The sequence below is a fragment of the Pseudoduganella sp. jia 9 genome (assembly GCF_055502615.1).
Genome location: NZ_JBUPWE010000014.1, coordinates 215,892 through 239,183, shown reverse-complemented (window position 1 = coordinate 239,183; position 23,292 = coordinate 215,892). Strand labels below are relative to the sequence as shown.

The 23,292-nt window shown below is 66.4% G+C and carries 23 protein-coding genes; 11 read left to right on the top strand and 12 right to left on the bottom strand.

Annotation, left to right across the window (positions count from 1 at the left end; all coding sequences use genetic code 11):
- Positions 1–52: 52 nt before the first annotated feature.
- Positions 53–823, bottom strand: a complete 771-nt coding sequence (locus ACY34H_RS20280; protein ID WP_464979266.1) for an exodeoxyribonuclease III — start codon at positions 821–823, stop codon at positions 53–55.
- 37 nt (positions 824–860) lie between these two features.
- On the opposite strand from ACY34H_RS20280, the gene pyrE reads away from it, so the two are divergent.
- The 4 genes from pyrE to ACY34H_RS20260 all read left to right on the top strand — a co-directional run bounded on the left by pyrE (position 861) and on the right by ACY34H_RS20260 (position 3,423).
- A complete protein-coding gene (gene pyrE / locus ACY34H_RS20275; RefSeq protein ID WP_464979265.1) occupies positions 861–1,520 on the top strand; it encodes an orotate phosphoribosyltransferase in 660 nt (219 codons plus the stop codon).
- A gap of 80 nt (positions 1,521–1,600) precedes the next feature.
- A complete protein-coding gene (locus ACY34H_RS20270) occupies positions 1,601–1,966 on the top strand; it encodes a hypothetical protein (protein ID WP_464979264.1) in 366 nt (121 codons plus the stop codon).
- Positions 1,966–2,835: an alpha/beta fold hydrolase gene (locus tag ACY34H_RS20265; RefSeq protein ID WP_464979263.1), complete on the top strand. Its 870-nt coding sequence runs from the start codon at positions 1,966–1,968 to the stop codon at positions 2,833–2,835. The genes ACY34H_RS20270 and ACY34H_RS20265 overlap by 1 nt, the downstream gene beginning before the upstream one ends.
- Before the next feature lie 66 nt (positions 2,836–2,901).
- Positions 2,902–3,423, top strand: a complete 522-nt coding sequence (locus ACY34H_RS20260; RefSeq protein WP_464979262.1) for a pyridoxamine 5'-phosphate oxidase family protein — start codon at positions 2,902–2,904, stop codon at positions 3,421–3,423.
- 12 nt (positions 3,424–3,435) lie between these two features.
- On the opposite strand, the gene ACY34H_RS20255 is transcribed toward ACY34H_RS20260, so the two are convergent.
- Entirely contained in the window at positions 3,436–4,461 is a 1,026-nt protein-coding gene (locus tag ACY34H_RS20255; protein ID WP_464979261.1) for a DUF1176 domain-containing protein, read from the bottom strand.
- A gap of 107 nt (positions 4,462–4,568) precedes the next feature.
- Between ACY34H_RS20255 and ACY34H_RS20250 the strand changes: the two genes are divergently transcribed.
- Positions 4,569–5,525, top strand: coding sequence for an IS1595 family transposase (locus tag ACY34H_RS20250; protein ID WP_464979260.1), 957 nt, complete (start codon positions 4,569–4,571; stop codon positions 5,523–5,525).
- 133 nt (positions 5,526–5,658) lie between these two features.
- Here the strand turns inward: ACY34H_RS20250 and gatB are convergent, their stop codons facing one another.
- The 3 genes from gatB to gatC form a co-directional block, all read right to left on the bottom strand.
- Positions 5,659–7,119: an Asp-tRNA(Asn)/Glu-tRNA(Gln) amidotransferase subunit GatB gene (gatB, locus tag ACY34H_RS20245; RefSeq protein ID WP_464979259.1), complete on the bottom strand. Its 1,461-nt coding sequence runs from the start codon at positions 7,117–7,119 to the stop codon at positions 5,659–5,661.
- Between the two features lie 32 nt (positions 7,120–7,151).
- Positions 7,152–8,636: an Asp-tRNA(Asn)/Glu-tRNA(Gln) amidotransferase subunit GatA gene (gene gatA / locus ACY34H_RS20240; RefSeq protein ID WP_464979287.1), complete on the bottom strand. Its 1,485-nt coding sequence runs from the start codon at positions 8,634–8,636 to the stop codon at positions 7,152–7,154.
- 68 nt (positions 8,637–8,704) lie between these two features.
- A complete protein-coding gene (gatC, locus tag ACY34H_RS20235) occupies positions 8,705–9,004 on the bottom strand; it encodes an Asp-tRNA(Asn)/Glu-tRNA(Gln) amidotransferase subunit GatC (protein WP_464979258.1) in 300 nt (99 codons plus the stop codon).
- A gap of 319 nt (positions 9,005–9,323) precedes the next feature.
- Between gatC and ACY34H_RS20230 the strand changes: the two genes are divergently transcribed.
- The 6 genes from ACY34H_RS20230 (at position 9,324) to ACY34H_RS20205 (ending at position 16,587) form a co-directional block, all read left to right on the top strand.
- Positions 9,324–10,367: a rod shape-determining protein gene (locus ACY34H_RS20230; protein ID WP_050409489.1), complete on the top strand. Its 1,044-nt coding sequence runs from the start codon at positions 9,324–9,326 to the stop codon at positions 10,365–10,367.
- A gap of 113 nt (positions 10,368–10,480) precedes the next feature.
- On the top strand, positions 10,481–11,626 hold the full coding sequence (mreC, locus tag ACY34H_RS20225) for a rod shape-determining protein MreC (protein ID WP_464979257.1): 1,146 nt from the start codon (positions 10,481–10,483) through the stop codon (positions 11,624–11,626).
- Positions 11,623–12,135: a rod shape-determining protein MreD gene (mreD, locus tag ACY34H_RS20220; protein ID WP_464979256.1), complete on the top strand. Its 513-nt coding sequence runs from the start codon at positions 11,623–11,625 to the stop codon at positions 12,133–12,135. Before mreC ends, mreD begins: the two co-directional genes overlap by 4 nt.
- Before the next feature lie 24 nt (positions 12,136–12,159).
- Positions 12,160–14,424, top strand: coding sequence for a penicillin-binding protein 2 (mrdA, locus tag ACY34H_RS20215; RefSeq protein WP_464979255.1), 2,265 nt, complete (start codon positions 12,160–12,162; stop codon positions 14,422–14,424).
- Between the two features lies 1 nt (position 14,425).
- Positions 14,426–15,541, top strand: a complete 1,116-nt coding sequence (rodA, locus tag ACY34H_RS20210) for a rod shape-determining protein RodA (RefSeq protein ID WP_464979254.1) — start codon at positions 14,426–14,428, stop codon at positions 15,539–15,541.
- Complete coding sequence (locus ACY34H_RS20205) at positions 15,541–16,587, top strand: septal ring lytic transglycosylase RlpA family protein (RefSeq protein ID WP_464979253.1); 1,047 nt, start codon at positions 15,541–15,543, stop codon at positions 16,585–16,587. Before rodA ends, ACY34H_RS20205 begins: the two co-directional genes overlap by 1 nt.
- A gap of 52 nt (positions 16,588–16,639) precedes the next feature.
- On the opposite strand, the gene ACY34H_RS20200 is transcribed toward ACY34H_RS20205, so the two are convergent.
- The 7 genes from ACY34H_RS20200 to argS are packed head-to-tail and all read right to left on the bottom strand — an operon-like array spanning position 16,640 to position 22,811.
- Positions 16,640–17,323, bottom strand: a complete 684-nt coding sequence (locus ACY34H_RS20200) for an SPOR domain-containing protein (RefSeq protein WP_464979252.1) — start codon at positions 17,321–17,323, stop codon at positions 16,640–16,642.
- A gap of 7 nt (positions 17,324–17,330) precedes the next feature.
- Positions 17,331–18,110 (bottom strand): type III pantothenate kinase, encoded by a 780-nt coding sequence (locus ACY34H_RS20195; RefSeq protein WP_464979251.1) that lies wholly within the window; start codon positions 18,108–18,110, stop codon positions 17,331–17,333.
- Complete coding sequence (locus ACY34H_RS20190; protein WP_464979250.1) at positions 18,107–18,904, bottom strand: biotin--[acetyl-CoA-carboxylase] ligase; 798 nt, start codon at positions 18,902–18,904, stop codon at positions 18,107–18,109. Before ACY34H_RS20190 ends, ACY34H_RS20195 begins: the two co-directional genes overlap by 4 nt.
- Entirely contained in the window at positions 18,901–19,695 is a 795-nt protein-coding gene (locus tag ACY34H_RS20185; protein WP_464979249.1) for an SDR family oxidoreductase, read from the bottom strand. The genes ACY34H_RS20190 and ACY34H_RS20185 overlap by 4 nt, the downstream gene beginning before the upstream one ends.
- Positions 19,695–20,378: a thiol:disulfide interchange protein DsbA/DsbL gene (locus tag ACY34H_RS20180; protein ID WP_464979248.1), complete on the bottom strand. Its 684-nt coding sequence runs from the start codon at positions 20,376–20,378 to the stop codon at positions 19,695–19,697. The genes ACY34H_RS20185 and ACY34H_RS20180 overlap by 1 nt, the downstream gene beginning before the upstream one ends.
- A gap of 10 nt (positions 20,379–20,388) precedes the next feature.
- Positions 20,389–21,072, bottom strand: a complete 684-nt coding sequence (locus ACY34H_RS20175) for an SPOR domain-containing protein (protein ID WP_464979247.1) — start codon at positions 21,070–21,072, stop codon at positions 20,389–20,391.
- Between the two features lie 26 nt (positions 21,073–21,098).
- Complete coding sequence (argS, locus tag ACY34H_RS20170) at positions 21,099–22,811, bottom strand: arginine--tRNA ligase (RefSeq protein ID WP_464979246.1); 1,713 nt, start codon at positions 22,809–22,811, stop codon at positions 21,099–21,101.
- Positions 22,812–23,292 lie beyond the last annotated feature (481 nt).

Here is a 23,292-nt window from a genome sequence, read left to right as displayed (position 1 = left end):
ACGGCCGGCAAGCGCCGGCCGTTGTTCTTTCAGCTGAGTCGACTCAAGTGATTCAACGCTGGTATTCGATGATCAGCGGCGCGTGATCGGAAAACTTCACATCCTTGTAGACCGACACCGCCTGTGCGCATTGCGCGATGCCGGGGGTGGCAACGTGGTAGTCGATGCGCCAGCCCACGTTCTTCGCATAGGCCTGGCCGCGGTTGCTCCACCACGTGTACTGATCCGGGCGCGGATCCAGGCCGCGGTGCACGTCGACATATCCGCATTCGTCGAAGACCCGGGTCAGCCACGCGCGCTCTTCCGGCAGGAAGCCGGAATTCTTCAGGTTGCCCTTCCAGTTCTTCAGGTCGATTTCCTTGTGCGCGATGTTCCAGTCGCCGCAGATGACGACTTCACGGCCTTCGGCGCGCAGCTCGACGAGGTGGGGCAGGAACAGTTCCATGAAGCGGAACTTGGCTTCCTGCCGCTCCGGCGACGACGAGCCGGACGGGCAGTACACCGAAATGACGGTCAGGTCGCCGAAGTCGCAGCGCACGTAGCGGCCCTCGGCATCGAATTCGGGGCTGCCGAAACCGATCTTCACGGCATCCGGTTCGATCTTGCTGTAGACCCCGGTGCCCGAGTAGCCCTTCTTCTCGGCGTAGTGGAAATGGCCGTGGTAGCCGTGCGGATTGCGGAACTGGTCCGTCATGTCGCTGGCCTGGCATTTGAGTTCCTGCACGCAGATGAAATCGGCGGACTGGGTGCCCAGCCAGTCGAAAAAGCCCTTCTTGGCGGCGGAGCGGATGCCATTCAGGTTGGCGGAGATGATCTTTGGCATGGATTAAAATACGGGCACTTTTGAACAGGACCGGTATATGACTAATAATTTGAGGCAAGAGTTTATCGCGTTTTCCGTCTCGGCGGGGGTGCTGAAATTCGGCGAATTCACGACCAAGGCAGGGCGCCAGTCGCCCTATTTCTTCAATGCGGGCCTGTTCCACGATGGCGCCACGCTGGCAGGGGTGGCCGGTTTCTATGCGCAGACCCTGCTTGATTCCGGCGTGGAATTCGACATGCTGTTCGGTCCGGCCTACAAGGGCATCACGCTGGCCTCGGCCACGGCGATGGCGCTGGCCGGCAAGGGCCGCAACACGTCGTTTGCCTACAACCGCAAGGAAGCCAAGGATCACGGCGAGGGCGGCACGCTGGTCGGCGCGAAGCTCACCGGCAAGGTCGTCATCATCGATGACGTGATTTCAGCCGGCACCTCGGTGCGCGAATCGGTGGAGATGATCCGCAACGCCGGCGCCGAGCCGTGCGCGGTGCTGATCGCGCTGGACCGGATGGAGCGGGGCGGCAAGGATGGCGTGGTGTCGGAACTGTCCGCGGTGCAGGAAGTCAGCCGGAATTATGGCATTCCCGTCATCTCGATCGGCAACCTGGCCGACCTGCTCGGCTACCTGTCGGCCGATCCGGCACTGGCGCAGCACAAGGATGCCGTGGCAGCGTACCGCGACCGCTACGGCGTTGCCTGAATCGGATTGCCGCACGACAACTAATTGTTCGCGGCTGTCGCCAATTGTGCTTAAATATGAGAAACAATGTGGAGACCCGAATGAACACAGCATCCCTGAAAGTCTTTGGCGACGAGGCCGCCGTTGCCGACGCGCGCGACGGCCTGCCCAGCGAACCCGAGCTCAGCTGGAAGAAGGGCGACGTACGCCCCGACGGCCGCGTGCGCATCGACCACGGCTTCTACGTAAGCCTGGGCCAGGACGCCAATCCAGCCACGCTGGTGCGCCACCTGCGTGCCTGGCTGCATGAATGCGAGTCGCGCGGCATCACGTTCGACGTGCCGCCCCTGGCCGCCGAACTGCGCATCGCCATGACCAACGTGGGGCCGGACGACGCGCTCGATTTCTCGATCGCCGACCTGACTCTGTTCGTCGAGATGGGCATCACCCTCAGCATTACGGGCTGATGCGTTTCGCCGAAGACCGGCTCGACTCTTTCCGGGGCCGCGCCGGCGTTGCACGCACCGTACACATCTGGGAACCGCCCGCGTCGGCCACGCCACCCCTGTTGCGCTGCGTCCTGCTGGCGCTGCACGGCGGCATGGCCCATGGCGGCGACTGGGTCACCCCGGCGCTGTATTTCCGCGCACGCGGCATCGCCACCGCCGCCTTCGACCTGTGCGGGCACGGCGCCGGCAGGCGGGCCGATATCCCCGATTTCGATATCTTCATCGAGGAGACCGGGCTGTTCCTCGACTGGGTGCGGGCGCGCTGGCCCGGCATTCCCGTGTTCGTCATCGGCCATTCGATGGGCGCCCTGGTTGCCACGCGATTCGGCCTGGCCGGCGGCAAGGAAGTTGCCGGCTTCATCCTCTCGTCGCCGTATTACGTGAACGCGGTGGCCGTGCCGGCCGCGCTGCAAAGACTGTCCGGCCTGCTGGCGAAAATGGTGCCAACGATGAAAGTGCCGCTGGCATCGCTGACCGATGCGCTCACGCATGATGCCGCCATCACCGCGCGCCACCACCGCGACGAAGCGGACGGCATCCGCGCCGCCGAAATCACCATACGCTTCGGAAATGCACTGCAGGGAGCGCAGCGGGGCCTGTCGCTGGACGGCTGGCGCCATCCCCTGTATGTCGTGCTGGCCGGGCAGGACCAGCTGGCGGACACCCATGCGGCCGAACGGTTGCTGCAGGCCGTGCCGCCGCACCTGCTGGCCTGCCGCGTCGAGGCCGGCAACCGCCACGAGAATTTCAACGAGCTCAACCGGGACGAACTGTTTGCCGACATCGCCGCGTGGATCGAGCGCACGCTGGAAGGACGCGACGGTTAAAAAGTCCACATACCGCCGGTCGAAATGGCGCTAGCATCGAAGACTCCCACAGGACAGGAGGATGCCATGGATTCGATCAATCGCAACCAGCAGGAAAACACCCACAAGGACCTCGCCGGTAACGAGGCGGTCAAGCGCATCAGGCACATCGTGGACGATGCGGAAAGCTGCTTCTTCGTCAGCAGCGGCACCGACGCGCGGCCCATGTCCGTGCTCGACGTCGACGAGACGGGCAGCCTGTGGTTCATGAGCGCCTCCGACAGCCACAAGAATGCGGAAGTGGCCGCCGATCCGAAGGTGCGCCTGTACTTCCAGGCCTCGAAACATGCCGGCTTCCTGTACCTGGACGGTATCGCCACGATCTCGACGGACCCCAACCGCATCAGGGAACTGTGGAGTCCGGAGCTGGCGACCTGGTTCACGGAAGGGCTGGGCGACCCGCGCATCACGCTGATCCGCGTGGTGCCCACGGACGGCTACTACTGGGACAACAAGCACGGCAACCTGGTGGCCGGGCTGAAGATCATGGTGGGCGCCGCGATCGGCAAGACGATGGACGATTCGATCGAGGGGCGGGTGGCCCCTTGACAGCCGGCGTGCTCAGCGCAGGCCGCGGGTGACTTTCGCCACGTAGGTCGGCAGGCGCCACGCGCCGCCGGCCGCCACCAGCCGGCACATGCCGGTCGTCGCCGCTTCGGTCAGCGCGAAGCGGCGGCCGTCCCACACCCATTCCTGGTGTGCCCAGCAGTCGCCCAGGCCGCGGCCCTTTTGCGACGACGAGATCGTGCCGGCCGCGTAATCGCTGCCGCCAGTCGTCACCAGCACCGGCTTGAACGGTGCCGTCGTGCCGGTGACCCAGTAGGCCGTGCCTTCGTTATAGGCGCCGGTCCAGCAGGGCAGATACACCAGCAGCTTGTTTGTCGCCAGCCGCAGCACGGCCAGCTGGTCCGGTGCGAACGCATTGCAATCGTCGGCCCCGATCGTGCCGCGCAGTTCGCGCAGCAGCGCCGTGCGGGCGGCGGCAGGCAGGTTCAGTTCGGTGGACCCGGCCGCTGCCGGCGAGATTTCGGGCGCCGGCAGCGGCGCGGCCACGCCATCCTCGGCCTTGCCGCCCTTGCGCAGCAGCGCGCCCGGGGTATCGACGCGGCCCTGGAATTCATCCATCTTCAACAGCACGGCGGAAGCCCCCTTGCCGGACAGCGCCCATCGGTGGCTGCCATCGGTCCATTCGACCCGGCCGCTTCCGGCCACGGCGGCGACCAGCGCCTGCGCCTGGGCGGCCGTCAGCGTGCCCCGCATCTCCTTGCGGCCGATCGCTACGTCGCCCAGCGGCCGGCCATCGATCTTCATCGCGACGGTATCGCCGCGCGGCGCCGGTGCCTGCTCATCGTAGCTGCCCAGCTGCAGCGTGGCGGCCACGGCGCGTCCGGCCCCGGCTTGCCGTTCCAGCAGCACCGACACGGCCGGCGTGGCCGCATCGTCGGCCTGGTAGCCCGCGGCTCGGCACGTGCGCGTGTTGTCGCAGGCGACCTCCCAGTCGTGGTGGGAAAAGTGGATGCCGGCCGGTTGTCCGGCCAGGGAAGGGAGGGCATGCGCTGCCAGCAGCGCGGCGATCAGGATTTTCATGGCGCCACGATAACAAAAAAGCGCTGTTCGTGTTAAATCGGTGAACTTCCGGGCAGCACCATGGTCTGACCTCCTGTTGAGATACTTCATGTATATCAGGAGGCGAAATGGGCGCAGCCGATGTCGGCGTGGTGTTGAAGGTGCTGGAACAAGTCCAGCTTTCCGGCGAAGAAATCGCGTTCCTGCAGGGCGTGCTCATCAATCTCGCTCAACCCGGCCAGTGCCTGCGCCTGATCGAGGAGGCCGCGGGGAACCGATCATGCCCCGTCTGCGGCGGGAATCGGTGCCACCGCTGCGGCCAGGCCAATGGCCTGCAGCGATATCGCTGCGTCGCCTGCCGGCGCAGCTTCAATGCCCTGACCGGCACGCCGCTCGCCCGCCTGCGGCTGCGCGACAAATGGCTGTCTTATCTGCAATGCTTGATCGACTCGGCCACAGTCCGGAAGGCTGCCGCGCGCGTCGCGGTGGCAAAATCCACCAGCTTCCGCTGGCGCCACCGCTTCATCGCCGCCGTGCTGCAGGAGCCGCGTCCGCGTTTGTCCGGCATTGTCGAAGCCGATGAAACTTATCATCTTGAGTCATGCAAGGGCTCACGGAACCTGGATCGCCCGCCGCGCAAGCGCGGCGGCAAGGCGTCCCGGCGCGGCATCAGTGCGGAACTGGACTGCATCCTCGTTGCCCGCGACCGCAATCGGCAAACCTGCGACTTTGTGACCGGCCGCGGCCCGGTGAGCGCCGAGCAGTTGACCAGGCACCTGCTGCCAGTGCTGGCGATGGACGTCCTGCTCGTGAGCGACGCGGCCAATGCCTATAAAGCGTTTGCACGGCGGGCCGGCATCACACACGAGGCGGTCAACGTCCGGGCCGGCATCCGGGCACGCGGCGCCATCCATATCCAGGGAGTGAATGGGTGGCATAGCCGCTTCAAGACCTGGCTGCGCCGGTTCAACGGCGTGGCTAGCCGCTACCTGGCCCATTACACGGGCTGGCAGCGCGTGCTCGACGCCGCCCGGTTGACGGCCCCCACACATTGGCTTCGCTCTGCCGTGGCCGCTGATCGCTAGCGGCGCCGACGCACGCGACAGCGACAGGCGTGGAAAGTTCCGTACTCACAGGCAAAACCTACTTTACGCGAACAGCGCCAACAAAAAAGGCGCCGAAGCGCCTTTCCTGAATATCCATCACGGCCTCTTCCGGTCAGCCCGCCAGCTTTGCTTTCAGCAGTTCGGTCAGCTGGGCCGGGTTGGCCTTGCCCTTCGATGCCTTCATCGCCTGGCCGATCAGCGCGTTGATCGCCGCTTCCTTGCCGGCGCGGTACTGCTCGACCGACTTGGCGTTGTTGGCGATGACTTCGTCGACGATGGCGACCAGGGCGCCCGCGTCGGACACCTGGCCCAGGTCTTTTTCCTTGATGATGGCATCGACCAGCGCGGCGTCATCCGAATTGGCTTCCCACAGCGCCTGGAATACTTCCTTGGCCGCCTTGTTCGAAATGGTGCCGTCGGCGATGCGCTTGAGCATGAGCGCCAGCTGCGCCGGTTTCACGGGCGCATCGGCGATGTCGACATCGTTGCGGTTCAGCGTCGACGACACGTCGCCCATCAGCCAGTTGGCCGCCGCCTTGGCGTTTTCCTGGCCGGCCGCTGCCACCACCGCTTCGAAATAGGTGGCCATCGCCTTCGACGATGTCAGCACCAGCGAATCGTATTCCGGCAGCTTGTATTCGCCGACGAAGCGCTCGCGCATCACGGCCGGCAGTTCCGGCATCGCTGCCTTCACGCGCTCGATCCAATCTTCGGAAATGGCCAGCGGCGGCAGGTCCGGGTCGGGGAAATAGCGGTAATCCTGCGCATCTTCCTTGCTGCGCATTTCGCGCGTTTCCTTGCGGTCCGGGTCATACAGGCGCGTGGCCTGCACCACCTTGCCGCCATCCTCGATCAGTTCGATCTGGCGGCGCACCTCCACGTTCACGGCTTCCTCGATGAAGCGGAACGAGTTCAGGTTCTTGATTTCGCAGCGGGTGCCGAATTCGGTTTGCCCCTTCGGCCGCACGGACACGTTGACGTCGCAGCGGAACGAACCTTCCTGCATGTTGCCGTCGCAAACGCCCAGCCACATCACCAGGCCGTGCAGCGCCTTCGCATAGGCCACCGCTTCCTGCGCCGAGCGGATTTCCGGTTCGGACACGATTTCCAGCAGCGGCGTGCCGGCGCGGTTCAGGTCGATGCCGGACATGCCGTGGTAATCCTCGTGCAGCGACTTGCCGGCGTCTTCTTCCAGGTGGGCACGCGTCAGGTTGACGGTCTTGGTGACGAACTTGCCATCCTTCTCGAAGCCGAACGTCAGCGAACCGCCCTGCACGACCGGGTCGTCCATCTGGCTGATCTGGTAGCCCTTCGGCAGGTCGGGATAGAAATAATTCTTGCGGGCGAAGATCGATTGCGGCGCGATTTTCGCGCCCACGGCCAGGCCGAAGCGGATCGCGCGGTCGACCGCCTGCTTGTTCATCACCGGCAGCACGCCCGGCAATGCCAGGTCGACGGGGCTGGCCTGCGTGTTCGGCTCGGCGCCGAACGCCGTCGGCGAGCCGCTGAAGATTTTCGAATCGGTCGTGAGCTGCACGTGGTTCTCGAGACCGATGACGACTTCCCATTCCATAGTTGTTATTCCTTGTGATCTCTTGAATGCGATCAGGCAGCGGCCGGAGCGCGCGCGTGCCAGTCGGTCGCCTGCTGGAACTGGTGGGCGATGTTCAGCAGTTTCGCCTCGGCGAAGTAATTGCCGATGATCTGCAGGCCCACCGGGCGGTTGGCATTCTTTTCGCCCTGGCCGAAGCCGCAGGGAATCGACATGCCGGGCAGGCCCGCCAGGCTGGTCGACAGCGTGAAGATGTCCGCCAGGTAGTTCGCCACCGGATCGTCCGCCTTCGAACCCAGGTCCCAGGCCACGGTCGGGGCCACCGGGCCCATGATCACGTCGCACACGGCATCCGGGCCGGAGAGCACCCTGGCGAAATCGTCGGCGATCAGGCGGCGGATCTTCTGCGCTTTGACGTAGTAGGCATCGTAATAGCCATGGCACAGCACGTAGGTGCCGACCATGATGCGGCGCTGCACCTCGGGGCCGAAGCCCTGGGCGCGCGTCTTTTTATACATGTCCTGCAGGTCCTTGTAGCCCTCGGCACGGAAGCCGTAGCGCACGCCGTCGAAGCGCGACAGGTTCGACGACGCCTCGGCCGGCGCGATCATGTAGTAGGCGGGGATCGACAGCGCGGTGTTCGGCAGCGAGATATCGACCAGGGTGGCGCCCAGTTTCACGAACTGGTCGAGCGCCGCGCGCACGGCCGCTTCCACGTCGGCAGCCAGGCCTTCGCCGAAGTACTCCTTCGGCACGCCGATGCGCAGGCCGGCCAGCGGTTCGTTCAGGTTGCGCGTGAAATCCTCGTGCACGCCGCCCTGTTCGGGCGACAGGCTCGTCGAGTCGCGCTCGTCGTAGCCGGCCATGGCGGACAGCAGCAGGGCGCAATCCTCGGCGGTGCGGGCCATCGGGCCGCCCTGGTCCAGCGACGAGGCAAAGGCGATCATGCCGAAGCGGGACACGCGGCCATAGGTCGGCTTGATGCCGGTGATGCCGCAGAACGCGGCGGGCTGGCGGATCGACCCGCCCGTGTCGGTGCCGGTAACGGCCGGCGCCAGGCGCGCCGCCACGGCGGCGGCCGAACCGCCCGACGAGCCGCCGGGCACGGCGTTCGTGTCCCAGGGGTTCTTCACCGCGCCGAAGGCCGAATTCTCGTTCGACGATCCCATCGCGAATTCGTCGCAATTGAGCTTGCCCAGGTGGACCATGCCCACGCCATGCAGCTTCTCGACCACGGTGGCATCGAACGGGCTCACGTAATCGGCCAGCATCTTCGAGCCGGCGGTGGAGCGCCAGCCGCGCGTCACGAAAATATCCTTGTGGGCGATCGGCACGCCGGTCAGCGGGTGCGCATTGCCTGCGGCAAGGCGGGCATCGGCGTCGGCGGCCTGGGCCAGGGTCAGCGCGCGATCCACGTGCAGGAAGGCGTTCAGGTCGCTCGCTTCGATACGGTCGAGATAATGCGTCGCCAGTTCGGTGGCGGAAATCTCTTTCGACTGCAGCAGCGTGGACAGTTCTTTGAGGGTCTTGGTATGGATCATGATGTTCTTGTAAGGCCAGCGGCGCGTGATTTAGGCAAGCTGAGGCAAGCTGAGGCAAGCGCCTGTTAGTCGATCACCTTCGGCACCAGGTACAGGCCATCCTCGGTCTTCGGTGCCACCTGCTGGTAATCGTCACGGCGGTTCGGTTCGGTAGGCGTGTCCTCGCGCAGGCGCAGCGCGACCTGCATGTGCGCGGCCAGCGGGTGCGCCAGCGGCGGCACGCCTTCGGTATCCACGGCCCGCATCTGCTCGGCCAGCGCGAAGATGCCATTCAGCTTGTCCAGCATCGCCGCGGAATGCTGCTCGTCCATTTCCAGTTGTGCCAGCTTGGCAATGCGGTTTACGTCGGTCGGTGTCAGGGCCATGTCGGGAGCGCGCAAAGCGCGAGAATAAAAGCTGAGGGTTTCGATAAGACTTTTGTAACATCGGCCATTTTCACCCTAAAACCCCGGCAAACCTGCATAAACACTGGCTTCGGGGTCCGCACATTTGAGTGGATTCAGGGCAAATAGCCCGTGAATTATAAGGTAGAATGCCGGGTTGATGCGTTGCCGGCATCCCGGTGGCCGCCGCGCCCGGCAGGACCCCGCTCCCGGGGCACCGCATGACAGCTCCGTATCACAGAACACGCAGCACAGGACAATTCGACAATCGCCCACGCGCGGGCAGCGCTACAGGATACTCATGTTTGGTTTTTTACGCAGGTACATCTCGTCCGATCTGGCCATCGACCTCGGCACGGCAAATACCCTCATCTACGTCCGCGGTTCGGGCATCGTGCTCGATGAACCGTCGGTAGTGGCGATCCGCCAGGAAGGCGGCCCGAATGGCAAGAAAACGATACAGGCGGTAGGCAAGGAAGCCAAGCAGATGCTGGGCAAGGTACCCGGCAACATCGAGGCGATCCGCCCGATGAAGGATGGCGTGATCGCCGACTTCACCGTGACCGAACAGATGCTCAAGCAGTTCATCCGCATGGTGCACGACTCGAAATTCTTCCGCCCGTCGCCGCGCATCATCATCTGCGTGCCGTGCGGCTCGACCCAGGTGGAACGCCGCGCGATCCGCGAATCGGCACTCGGCGCCGGCGCTTCGCAGGTCTACCTGATCGAGGAACCGATGGCCGCCGCGATCGGCGCCGGCCTGCCGGTCTCCGATGCGACCGGTTCGATGGTGGTCGATATCGGCGGCGGCACCACGGAAGTGGGCATCATCTCGCTGGGCGGCATGGTGTATAAGGGCTCGGTGCGCGTGGGTGGCGACAAGTTCGACGAAGCGATCGTCAACTACATCCGCCGCAACTACGGCATGCTGATCGGCGAACAGACGGCCGAGGCGATCAAGAAGGCGATCGGCTCCGCCTTCCCGGGCTCCGAAGTGAAGGAAATGGAAGTCAAGGGCCGCAACCTGTCCGAAGGCATTCCGCGTTCGTTCACGATCTCGTCGAACGAGATCCTCGAAGCGCTGACCGACCCGCTGAACAATATCGTGTCGGCCGTGAAGAACGCGCTGGAGCAGACGCCGCCGGAACTGGGCGCGGACATCGCCGAAAAGGGCATGATGCTGACCGGCGGCGGCGCGCTGCTGCGCGACCTGGATCGCCTGCTGATGGAAGAAACCGGCCTGCCGGTGCTGGTGGCCGAAGACCCGCTGACGTGCGTGGTGCGCGGTTCGGGCATGGCGCTGGAGCGCATGGACCAGCTGGGCTCGATCTTCTCTTACGAGTAATCGCTGCCCTGATCGCGGTTGCGATCTACATTTGCAATTGATTGCAACCAGGCGTTAGCAATACCCGGGCGGCCCGTGCCATGTGCGCGGCCGCCTACGTCCATTCAGGATCTATGGAATACAGTCCGCCGCCACTCTTCAAGCAAGGGGCGTCCGCGCGCGCCAAGATGATGATCTGCGCGTGCATCTCGATCGCATTGCTGCTGTTCGACTCGCGCGTGGGCGCGCTGACCGTGGTGCGCCAGGTAGTCGGTACCGTGCTGTACCCGCTGCAGGTGGTGGCGATGCTGCCGCGCGATGCGCTGGTGGGCGTGGGCACCTATTTCTCCACCCTGTCCGGCCTGGAGAAACAGGTGCGCGAGCTGAAGACCCAGCAGATCGCCATGGCGCAGACGCTGCAGCAGGCGCAGCTCACGCAGGCCGAAAACGCGCAGCTGCGCAAGCTGCTGGAAGCCCGCGAGAAGGTACCCGGCAAGACCATGCTGGCCGAAATCCTGTACGACGCGCGCGACGTGTTTACCCGCAAGGTGATTCTCAACCGCGGCACGCAGCAGGGCGTGGCGGCCGGCCTGCCGGTGATCGACAACCAGGGCGTGGTGGGGCAGGTGACACGGGTGTTTCCGTTCACGTCCGAAGTCACGCTGCTGACCGACAAGGAACAGGCCATTCCGGTGCAGGTGCTGCGCAACGGCCTGCGCAGCGTGGCCTATGGCCGCGGCCAGTCCGGCAACCTGGACCTGCGCTTCATGGCGCCGAATGCCGACGTGGTGGTGGGCGACATCCTGATCACCTCCGGCATCGACGGCGTGTATCCCGCGGGCCTGGCGGTGGCTCGCGTCACGCAGGTCGAGAACAGCGCGAACGGCATGTTCGGCCGCGTGGTCTGCCAGCCGCTGGCCGGCATCGAACGCAATACGCAACTGCTGATCCTGATGTCGCTGCCGGAAATACCGCCGCGGCCGCCGGAAGAAGATACGAGCAAGCCGGTCAGGAAGAAGAAGGCGGCCGATACAGCGGCGGGTGCGCAGGGAACCGCGGCCGCGGGTACGCCGGCCGCCGCCGCGGGGGCACCGGCCACTGTGCCGGCGGCACCGGTCACCGGCGCCACCACGGCGCCGGCGGCTCCGGGCCTGCGGCCGGCGGGAGCACCGCAACCGCAGGCGGCCACGCCCGCCGCGCCGCCGGCGGCAACGGCCGCGCCGCGTGCCAATGCGCCGGTTGCAGTACCCGCACCCGCGGCCCCGAGGGAGAACCGATGAACCGTCCGCAGTACATCCTGCTGCCCGTCAGCCCCATCTTCATCGCGATCAGCCTGATCGCGGCCTTCCTGCTGAACCTGATGCCCTGGGGGCAGTTCATCGCCGCGCCCGACTTCGTCGCGCTGGTACTGGTGTTCTGGGGCGTGCACCAGCCGCGCCGCGTGGGCATCGGCACCGCGTTCTGCCTCGGCCTGCTGATGGACGTGCACGATGCCACGCTGCTCGGCGAGAACGCGCTGGCGTACACGCTGCTGTCCTATTGCGCGATCATGATGCACCGGCGCGTGCTGTGGTTCCGCATCAGCACCCAGGCGATGCACGTGCTGCCGCTGCTGCTGCTGGCACAGGCAGTGCAGTTGCTGGTGCGCTTCATCGTTTCCGGCAAGTTCCCCGGCTGGTTCTATTTCGTCGAAAGCTTCGTGTCGGCGCTGTTGTGGCCCCTGATCACGATGCTGCTGCTGGCGCCGCAGCGGCGCGCGGTCGACAAGGACCATACCCGTCCGATCTGATGGGCCACAGGCATTGAGCACTCCATGACCGAGCTGAAGAACAACGAGCGCGAACTGCACCTGTTCCGGGTGCGGCTGACGCTGCTCGGCTCCCTCGTCTTCATCTGCTTCGCGCTGCTGCTCGCGCGCCTGGTCTGGCTGCAGGTGATCCGGCACAGCGACTACATGGCGCAGGCCGAGGACAATCGCATCGCCGTGGTGCCGATCCAGCCGAACCGGGGCCTGATCCTGGACCGCAACGGCGTCATCCTGGCGCGCAACTTTTCGGCGTACACGCTCGAGATCACGCCTTCCAAGCTGCGCATCCCGCTCGAGGAGATGATCGATGCGCTGGCGCTGATCGTCGAGGTGACGCCGAAGGACCGCCGCCGCTTCAAGAAGCTGATGGACGAGTCGAAGAACTTCGCCAGCGTTCCACTGCGCACCCGCCTGTCCGACGAGGAAGTGGCGCGCTTTACCGCGAACCGTTTCCGCTACCCCGGCGTGGAAGTGCAGGCGCGCCTGTTCCGCAACTACCCGCTGGGCGAGACGGCTTCGCACGTGATCGGCTACATCGGCCGCATCAACCAGAAGGAAGCCAAGGCGCTCGAGGAGCGCGAGGAATCGGCGAACTACAACGGCACCGACTACATCGGCAAGGAAGGCCTGGAAAAGAGCTATGAAAAGCACCTGCATGGCATTACCGGCTACGAGGAAGTGGAAGTGTCGGCCGGCGGCCGGGCGATCCGTACGCTGTCGCGCACGCCGCCCACGTCCGGCAGCAACCTGATCCTGTCGATCGACATCGAATTGCAGAAGGTCGCCGAGGAAGCGTTCGGCGAATGGCGCGGCGCGCTGGTGGCGATCGAACCGTCCACCGGCGATGTGCTGGCCTACGTGTCGCGGCCCGGCTACGACCCGAACCTGTTCGTGGACGGCATCGACACGCAGAGCTGGAACGAACTGAATACATCGCTGGACCGGCCGATGGTGAACCGGCCGCTGTCCGGCACCTACGCGCCCGGTTCCACGTTCAAGCCGTTCATGGCGCTGGCCGCGCTGGAAACGGGCAAGCGCACGCCGTCGCAGGCGATCTTCGATCCGGGCTACATGTTCCTCGGCACCCACAAGTTCCGTGACGACGTGGTGGGCGGCCACGGCACGGTGGACCTGCGCAAGTCGATCGTCGTGTCGTGCAACACGTACTACTACCAACTGGGCCGGGACATGGGGATCGACATGATCCACGATTTCATGAAACCGTTCGGCTTCGGCCAGAAGACCGGCATCGACCTGGATAACGAAAAGACCGGCGTGCTGCCGTCGCGCGAATGGAAGCAGTCGCGCTACAAGAAGAATCCGCGGGCCGGCAAGTGGGTGGGCGGCGACACGATTTCCGTGTCGAACGGTTCCGGCTACAACTCCTACACGCCGCTGCAGATCGCCCACGCGGTGGCGAACCTGGCCAACAACGGTGTCGTGATGAAGCCGCACCTGGTCAAGATCATCGAGGATGGCGGCACGCGCGCCCGCACGCTGACGGTGCCGAAGGAAAGCTACCGCATCCCGCTGAAGCAGCAGAACATCGACCTGATCAAGGATGCGATGGTCGGCGTGGTCAGCGAGCAGGGCGGCACCGCGACCCGGGCCTTCGCCGGGGTGCAATACACGGTGGGCGGCAAGACCGGTACCGCGCAGGTCGTCGGCATCCGCAAGAACGAGAAGTACAACGCCAAGACGCTGGCCGAGCGCCTGCGCGACAATGCGCTGTTCACCGCCTTCGCACCGGCCGACAAGCCGCGCATCGTGATCGCGATGGTGGTCGAGAACGCCGGCTTCGGCGGTGCCGTGGCCGCGCCGATCGCCCGCAAGGTGCTCGACTACTACATGCTCGGCAAGCGGCCGGCCGAAAAGAACACGGACAAGGTGCCGAAGGAAGATGCCGAAGTGTTCGAGCCCATCGAAGGCCCGCTCGCCGAGGAAGAGGCGGCACTGGCGCGCGAACAGCTGGCTGCGCAGCAGGGCCAGGCCGGGCAGGGCGCGCAGGGAGCCGCGCAGGCGCCCGGGCAGCCGGCGGCGGCGCCGGCACAGGGCGGGGCGCAGGGCGGGGCAAGCAATGCGCCGCAGAACGCGGTACCCCGGCCGGCGGCCGTGCCGCCAGCGCCGGGACTGGTGCCGGTACGTCCCGCGACCGCGGTTCCTCCGGCTGCGCCGCGAACCGCGCCGGCGCGTCCGGTGACACAGGCGCCCGCCCCCGTACCATCTCGGCCGCAGCAACCGGCGGCCATCGCGCCGGGGAACAGGGAATAATATGCGCATCAACGAACGACGCTCGCTGTGGCGGCGCCTGAAACCCTATGTGGCGGTGTTCGATCCACCGCTGCTGCTGCTGCTGATGCTGCTGCTGACGACCAGCCTGATCACGCTGTATTCGGCCAGCCTGGGCATCGAAGGCAAGATCGAGGACCAGTTGCGCAATATCGCCATGTGCGTGCTGGTCATGTGGATCACGTCGAACATCTCGCCGCAGAACCTGATGCGGATCGCGGTGCCCGCCTATGCGGTGACCGTGCTGCTGCTGGTGGCGGTGGCGCTGTTCGGCACCATCAAGCTGGGCGCGCGGCGCTGGCTGCATATCGGCATCATCGACATCCAGCCTTCCGAGCTGGCCAAGATCGCCGTGCCGCTGATGCTGGCCTGGTACTTCCAGAACCAGCAGGGTCATCTGCGCTGGCACTCCTACGTGGTGGGCGCGTTGCTGCTGCTGGTGCCGGTGGCGCTGGTGATGCGGCAGCCGGACCTGGGCACGTCGCTGCTGGTGGTCGCCGCCGGCTTCGCCGTGATCTATCTCGCCGGCTTGCCGTGGCGCGCGATGCTGGCGCTGGCGGTGGCCGGCGCCTGCTTCTTGCCGGTGGCCTGGTCGATGATGCACGACTACCAGCGCGAACGCGTGATGACACTGATCGACCCCACAGCCGACCCGCTGGGCAAGGGCTTCCACATCATCCAGTCCACCATCGCGATCGGCTCCGGCGGCGTGGTGGGCAAGGGCTGGACCAAGGGTACGCAGACGCACCTGGAATTCATCCCCGAGCGCACCACGGACTTCATCTTTTCCGTGTACTCCGAAGAGTTCGGCCTGGTGGGCAACCTGTTCCTGCTGCTGCTGTACCTGCTGCTGATCGGCCGCGGCATGATGATCGCGGCCAACGCACCCAACTTTTTCACTCGCCTGCTGGCAGGAGCGATGACGATGATTTTCTTCACGTATGCATTCGTGAACATGGGGATGGTGAGCGGCATCCTGCCCGTAGTGGGCGTGCCGCTGCCATTCATGAGTTATGGCGGCACCGCCTTGCTGACACTGGGCATCGTGTCCGGCATCCTGATGAGCGTGCAGCGTCACCGCAAGCTGGTGCAGACCTGATGGCGCGCCGGTCTTCTGTTCACTGGTCCCGTGCCGGGACGTGCGCATTGCTGGCGGCCATGCTGGCGCTGGCCGGCTGCGGCGGCCCGGAAGTCGTCGGCAAGCTGCCGGGCGCGCCGAAGGTCAAGCCGAAACACCGCGAACCGGGCGTGCCCGACCTGCCGGCGGCCGGCTCCGGCCGCGGCGGCTATTACAAGGACGACGGTCCGGGCGAAAACCCGCCGCCGAACCTGCTGCAAACGCCCGATGCCGAGGTCCGCAACGACCCGCCGCTGCCGCGCGCCAATCGTCCCTATACAGTGTTCGGCACAACGTACGAGCCGATCCCGCACGACAAGCCATATACCGCGCGCGGGCTCGGCACCTGGTACGGCAAGAAGTTCCATGGACAGCGCACGTCGTCCGGCGAACTGTATGACATGTACAAGATGTCGGCGGCGCATCCGACCCTGCCGATTCCGTCCTATGCGCGGGTGACCAACCTGTCGAACGGCAAATCCGTCGTGGTGCGCATCAACGACCGCGGGCCGTTCAAGTCGTCGCGCGTGATCGATGTTTCCTACACGGCGGCGCTGAAACTGGGACTGCTGGTCAACGGCAGCAGCGAGCTCGAAGTGACGCGCCTGATGCCGGACGAAATCGACAGGATGATCGCAGCGCGCAAGGCTGGCGTCGTCATCGCCGCGGTGGAAGGCGTGCCCCTGAGCGCGCTGCAGCCGGGCGCCCCGTTGCTGGCCAACGCCGGGCCGGACGAACTGGAAGATTTCATCCTGTCGCGCGACACGGCGCCGGATACCGCGGCGCCGTCCTCCAACGGCTATTACCTGCAACTGGGTGCCTACGCCAAGGAATCCAGCGCCGCCATGATGCGCGAACGGGTCGCCGGCGCCACCCGCGGCAGCGATTTCTCCGTGGTGCAAGTCGGACCGCTGTACCGGCTGTACGGCGGCCCCTTCGTCTCCCGCGAAGAAGCTGCCGCCGCCGCCGCCCGCCTGCCCACCGCCCTGCGGCTCAAGCCACTGATCGTGCAGCGCGAGATCAATTAGTAATGCGGAAAGTTTCCCAAAACCGGGGTCAGACCCCGGTTTTGGGAAACTTTTATTGGCACTTGCGGACTTGCTGCCCTTTGAAGCCGGTGGCGATTCTTTCGAGGCGGGCGCGGGTGGTGGTGCCGATGTCGCGGAACTGGAAGACGAGCTGTTTCGAGGGGACGTAGCGCGGCGTGATGCGGGCGCCGGCGACGCCTTGCTTGACCAGGGCGGCGAGCTGCGTCTGCGCGGCGGCTTCCTGCTTGAATACGCCCAGCGAAATCGCCAGGTGCATCGGCTGGCCTTCGGGGATGATGTAGAAGTTGTCGACACCCTTCGCGCGCAGGTCGGCGGCCCTGCGGTTGGCGGCTTCCCGGTTGGCGAACGGCGGGATGTTGACCACGTAGCTGGACACTTCCTGGCCCGGCACGTTGCGCCGCGACTGGCGGTCGCCCAGTTCCAGCGGCGCCAGTTCGGCCTCGAAGCGGCGCGCATCGGCCAGCACGAAGTTGCCGACTTCGATGCAGGCCACGGCCACCGCTTCATCCTTCGGCGGTGGTCCGGGCGGCGCGGCGGCGGCCGCGGCGGAACTGGCCTGCGCCGGCGGAATCACTGTCAGCGCCTTCGCGTTCAGCTGCTTGGCCAGGCGCGCGGGTTCCCGTTCGCCGTCGGCCATATTGCCCACGAAGCCCTGGCCCATTGCAAACACCGCCACGTTGGCGGCCAGCAGCGCAAAGAAACAGAACTTCAGCATCGCAAACTCAGCATGTTTGATCCAATCCGCCAGCCAGCAGTGCCGCGTGCAGGCCGAGCATTACGATATTGTCCACATGGCGCGCCGGCATGGTCAGTGCGGGCGCGATCAGCGGCGCGGCGCCGCCGGAAATGATACATGGCGCGCCGCCGTGCGCGGCAATCGCGCGTTCGATCGCGCCGGCCTGCGCCGCCAGGCAGCCGGACAGGATGGCGTCATGGGTATTGTCCGCGAACGTGGGCGGCAAGGCGGTGCCGGCATCGATCTGCGGCAGTTGCGCCGTATTGCGCGCCAGCGCGCCGGACATCAGCCGCAGCCCCGGCAGGATCATGCCGCCGATGAATGTGCCATCCGCCGCGAGCGCATCGACGGTCGTCGCCGTGCCGCAGTTGGCGATGACCAGGTCGCGTCCCGGTGCCAGCGCGCGTGCGCCGATCGCGGCGGCAAAGCGGTCGCAGCCCAGTTGCGCGGGATTGGCGTAGCCGTTCAGGATGCCCGCACGCCGCGGCACGGAGGCGAACCACTCGACCGCCGCATCCGGCGCGCAGAGCCGCAGCGCGGCTTCGATCGCGGCGCGCACGCCGCCGCCGGCCACGTTGGCCACCAGCACGCGCGCCGGCGCGATACCCGTTGCCTGCCACTCGCTGCCGAGCGTATCGAGCATTCCGTGCGCCATCGCCCCGTGCAGGCGCCACTGTCCGGCCGGCGCGCCGGCATCGGCCAGCGCCCACTTGACGCGGGTGTTGCCGGCGTCGACCACCAGCCAGGTGCCGGCGCAAGCGCTCATGCAAGCCTCAGCGAAACGTCGCCGGACAATACCGCCACGCGGCCCGCGGGCGTGTCGAGCAGCAGCCGGCCGGCGTCGTCGACGCCTGCGGCAAGGCCCTGCTGCACCACGTTGCCGTTGTCGAGGATGTTCACCGGCTGGCCGCGCCAGGCCTGCAGCGCGTTCCACCGGTCGCGGAACGGTGCAAAGCCGGTGTCGTCGAACTCCGCCAGCACGGCGGCCAGGCGCGACAGCAGCAGTGCCACCAGTTCGTTGCGGTCCATCCGCGCCAGCCACGGCGCCGACGATACCGGGCGGCCGATTGCCGCTTCCATCTCGTCCGGCATGGCGAGATTCATGCCGCAGCCGATCACGGCCCATGGCGCGCCATCGGGCGCGGTGCCTGTTTCAACGAGGATGCCGGCCAGCTTGGCGCCATCCTTCATCAGGTCGTTCGGCCATTTCAGCTGCACCGGCACATCCAGCGATGCCACCGTTTCGGCCAGTGCCACGCCGACCGCCAGCGGCAGCCCGGCCAGCCGGTGCAGGGGGCCCTTGAACGGCCATGCCAGCGAAAACGTCAGCGACGCGCCCGGCGCCGAGAGCCACGGCCGGCCGGCGCGGCCACGGCCGGCGGTCTGCACTTCGGCGATGCGCAGGACAGGGCCGGGCAGTGCGCCGGCCGGCAGCCGCGCCAGCAGGTCGGCATTGGTGGAACCCGTCTCGGCCACCGCTTCGATGGCGACATGGGAAGCGCTGGCGGCGCAGCGCGCGCGGATCCGCGCGGCGTCCGGCAGGGAGTTGGAATCGGTCATGAGGCGTTCTTGCGCGCTTTCCGTGGCGCGCGGGCAAAGGCGAGATCATACAGCGCGTCCGGCAGCCAGCGCAGCAGCTTCGCCACGATACCCATCTGCCACGGGATCACGCGGTAGCGCACGCCGCCGCCGATGGCGCGCACCGCCCGGTCGGCAAAGCGTTCCGGCGCCATCAGGAACGGCATGCGGTACTTGTTATGCCGCGTCATCGGCGTGTCGATATAACCGGGCGCGATCGTTACCACGCGGATGCCGTGGCGGCGCATTTCCAGCCGCAGCGCTTCGCAGTAGGTGACGACGGCAGCCTTCGACGCGCTGTAGCCGCCGCCGCCCGGCAGCCCGCGCACGCCGGCAACGCTGGCGATGCCGACCAGCGTGCCGTGGCCCTGTTCGCGCATCGCGTCGATGAACGGGCCGAACGTGGCGACCGTGGCGGTGACGTTGGTGGCGATGATCGCCTCGAATACCGGCAGGTCTTCCGCCACTTCGGTCAGCGTGCCGTGCGAGATGCCGGCGCTGGCGATCACGATGTCGATGCCGCCCGCGCAGGCGATGAAGTCGCGCGCCGCGGCGGCAAGCGCCGCGTGGTCGCAGACGTCGCCGGGATAGATGCGATGCAGGCTGGGAGAGGGCAGGGAGAGCGCCAGCTCGCGCAGCGCCGTTTCGCGGCGGGCAAACAGGCCGAGGGTGGCGCCGTCGCGCGCATAGCGCGCCGCGAGGGCGGCGCCGATGCCGCTGGAGGCGCCGGTGATGAACACACGCAGGCCGCTGGCGGCCGCACTTTCGGCCATTACTTCTTCTCGGCCTTCGCCTTCGCGACCAGGAAGTCGAGCACTTGCGTGGTGGCCTGCTGCTGCGCGGCCTCGGTATCGAGGTTCTTGTTGGCTTCGCCGGTCAGGCTCGGCGAAGCCTGCCAGCGGCCGTCGACGACGATCAGCGGCCAGTATTCGACCTTGTAGCTGTCCATCAGCGCGCTTGAGCGGCGCACTTTGCCGGCCACGCCGAACGAGCGGTAGGCGTCGATGAATTTCTGCTTGTCGACACCGTTCCGCGCCACCCAGTCGAACACTTCCTCGTCGCTGGTGAAGCGCTGGCCGCCACCATGCAGCGCGCCCAGCACTTTCGCCTGCATGGCGTCGGCCAGGCCCAGCGATTCGAGCGCGTAGTACAGCTTCTGCTGCGGCGCCAGGCGCTCGTTGTACGGCACGTGCACGCGCTTGAAGACGATGTTGTCGCCCTGTTTCTTCACCCAGGCCGACAGGATCGGATCGAAGGTGTGGCAATGCGGGCACCAGTAGGCAAAGAACTCGATCACTTCCACCTTCTTGCCGGTGTCGGTCGGCTGCGGCGCCGGCAGCGCCTTGTACTCGGCGCCTTCCTTCGGCGCGGCTGGCGAGGCGGCCGCGCCGGCGGCAAAGGCCAGGCCTGCGGCACAGAACACGGCGGCGGAAAGGATCTGTTTCAGCATGTGCATCGTTGCTCCATCATTTCTGGTTGCGGACCACGGCGACGTCGACGCCGTTTTCGGACAGCTTGCTGCGCACCTTGTTCATGGTCTCGACCTGCGAGAACGGGCCCACGCGCACGCGGTGCAGCACGCCGGAATCGGTGGTGCGGTCGGTCACGGACGCTTCGAAGCCCAGCAGTGCAAGCTTGGCGCGCACCGCTTCGGCATCGGCGGTTTCGCGGTAGGCGCCGGCCTGCAGGTAATACACCCACTTGTCCTCGCCTGCCGGAGAAGGCGCCGGCGCTGCCGACTGCGTCGGTGGCGCGGCCGTGTTGGGCGGCACCGGTGCGGCCGGCGTGGCGGCTTTCGGCTCAGTGCCGTTCTGGATCCGGTCGACCACGGCCTGCAGCGGATCGGCGGCCGGCATCGGCGGCTGGCTTTCCTGTGGCGGCTGCTTCTGCTCGCGTTCGAAGTCGCGGTTGGCGCTGCGCACCGCGTCGCGGTTGCCGTACATGGGCTTGTTCGGATCGGCGATCTTGCCGGACGATTCGGCCGGCTTGCCGGCGCGCGACGTGCGTTCGGTGAACGGGGACTGCCCCTTGGTGATCATCAGGGCCACGATCACCGCGACGACCAGGCCGATGACCAGGCCGATGATGATGCCGACCAGCGTGCTGCCCTGCTGGCGTTGCGGCAGCCGGGGGGAAGAGCGGAAACTCATTGTGCGGGAAGTCCTTTCAGGTCGTCTTACATTTTCTCCGGCGCGGAAACGCCGATCAGTGCCAGGCCGTTGCGCAGCACCTGGCGGGTGGCGAGCGCCAGCGCCAGGCGGGCCAGCTTCAGCGCTTCGTCGTCATCGAGCAGCCATTTGTGCGCGAAGTAGTAGCTGTGCAGTTCGCTGGCCAGGTCGCGCAGGTAGAACGCGACCTGGTGCGGGCCCAGTTCGGCCTGGGCGCGCTGCAGCATTTCCGGGTACTCCGCCAGCTTGGCCAGCAGGCTGGCTTCGTGCGGCTGGGTCAGCAGCGACAGGTCGACGTTCGCCAGCTGCGCCTCGTCGCCGCCCCAGTTCGCCAGTGCGGAGCAGATGCGGGCGTGCGCGTACTGCACGTAATACACCGGGTTCTCGTCGCTGGTCTTCAGCGCCACGTCGACGTCGAACACGAATTCGGTATCGGCCTTGCGCGAGATGAGGAAGAAGCGCACGGCGTCGCGGCCCCTGGCGATGTCGCCGCCGCCGGACCATTCGATCAGGTCGCGCACCGTCACGTAGGAGCCGGCGCGCTTGGAGATCTTCACCTCGGCGCCATCCTTCATCACGGTGACCATCTTGTGCAGCACGTAGTCGGGGTAGCCCTGCGGGATGCCCATGCCGACCGCCTGCAGGCCGGCGCGCACGCGCGCGATGGTGCCGTGGTGGTCGGAGCCCTGCACGTTGATCGCCTGGGTGAAGCCGCGCTGGAACTTGACGATGTGGTAAGCCACGTCCGGCACGAAGTAGGTGAAGGTGCCGTCGGTCTTGCGCATCACCCGGTCCTTGTCGTCGCCGTAGTCGGTGGTGCGCAGCCACAGCGCGCCGCCATCCTCGTAGGTGTGGCCGTTGGCCACCAGCGCGCCGACCGCGGCTTCCACCTTGCCGTCCTTGTACAGCGACGATTCCAGGTAATAATTGTCGAACTTGACGCCGAATGCCTGCAGGTCGATATCCTGCTCGTTGCGCAGGTAGGTGACGGCAAACGCGCGGATCGATTCCAGGTCGTCCACGTCGCCGGAACCGGTGACGGGGGCGCCATCGCTGGCAGACACGGTTTTCTTGAGCAGGAAGTCGGCGGCGATGTCGGCGATGTAGTCGCCGTTGTAGGCCGGGTCGGGCCACTCGGCGTCGCCCGGCTTGAAGCCGCGGGCGCGTGCCTGCGTGGAAGTGGCCAGCGTGTGGATCTGCACACCGGCGTCGTTGTAGTAGAACTCGCGGGTCACGCCGAAGCCCTGTACCTCGAACAGCGACGACAGCGCGTCGCCCAGCGCCGCCTGGCGGCCGTGGCCCACGTGCAGCGGACCGGTCGGGTTGGCCGACACGAATTCGATGATCACGCTCTTGCCGGTGCCGGCTTCGCCGCGGCCGTATGCGGCGCCCTGCGCCAGCACGGCCTTGACGACGGCCTGCTTGGCGGCGTCGGCCACGCGCAGGTTGATGAAGCCGGGGCCGGCGATGTCGGCCGAGGCGACCAGCGACTTGCCTTCGGGGTTTTCCAGCAGCGCGGCGACGATCCTGGTGGCCAGCTCGCGCGGGTTCATTTTCAGCTGCTTCGCCAGTTGCATGGCGATGTTGCAGGCGACGTCGCCATGCGCCGGGTCGCGTGGGCGCTCGAGCACCACGTTGGCGGTCACGGAGGTGCCTTCCAGCAGCGGGGCGAGGGCGGCCTGGAACAGGGCGGCGATCTGTTGTTTTTGTTGGGCGAGCATGGGCGGATTCGGTCGGATCTGGACGGAAGTAAAACAGTGTAAAAAACGCGCAAAACGCGTCTCGAAGATCGGACATTATACCGGTTTGCGTTCCCGCTTGATAATTGACAAGTGGCGTGCCGGGAGCGCCGCACTGCTACAATCCCGCCCTTGACAGAGCACCACGAAAGCACACGATGAACAAGCGCCCGACGCTGTCGCTGAAGAGCAAGCCAGCTCCGGCCACGAAAAAGCCGGCTGCCCGCAAACCGGCTTCCGCCAACACTGCCGGCGTGGCCAAACCGCCGGCCAGGCCAGCCGCCAAGCCAGCCGCCAAGCCAGCGGCCAAGCCGGTGGCCGGGCCAGCCGCGCAGCCAGCCGCGTCGGCCCCCGTGGCCGCGCCAGCGGCGCAACGGCCCGCAGCCGGCCCCTGGGACGCCACCCGTGCGAAGGGCGCGGCACGCAGGGCCGAATCCCGCCCGGCCGAGCGGCTTCGGGATGA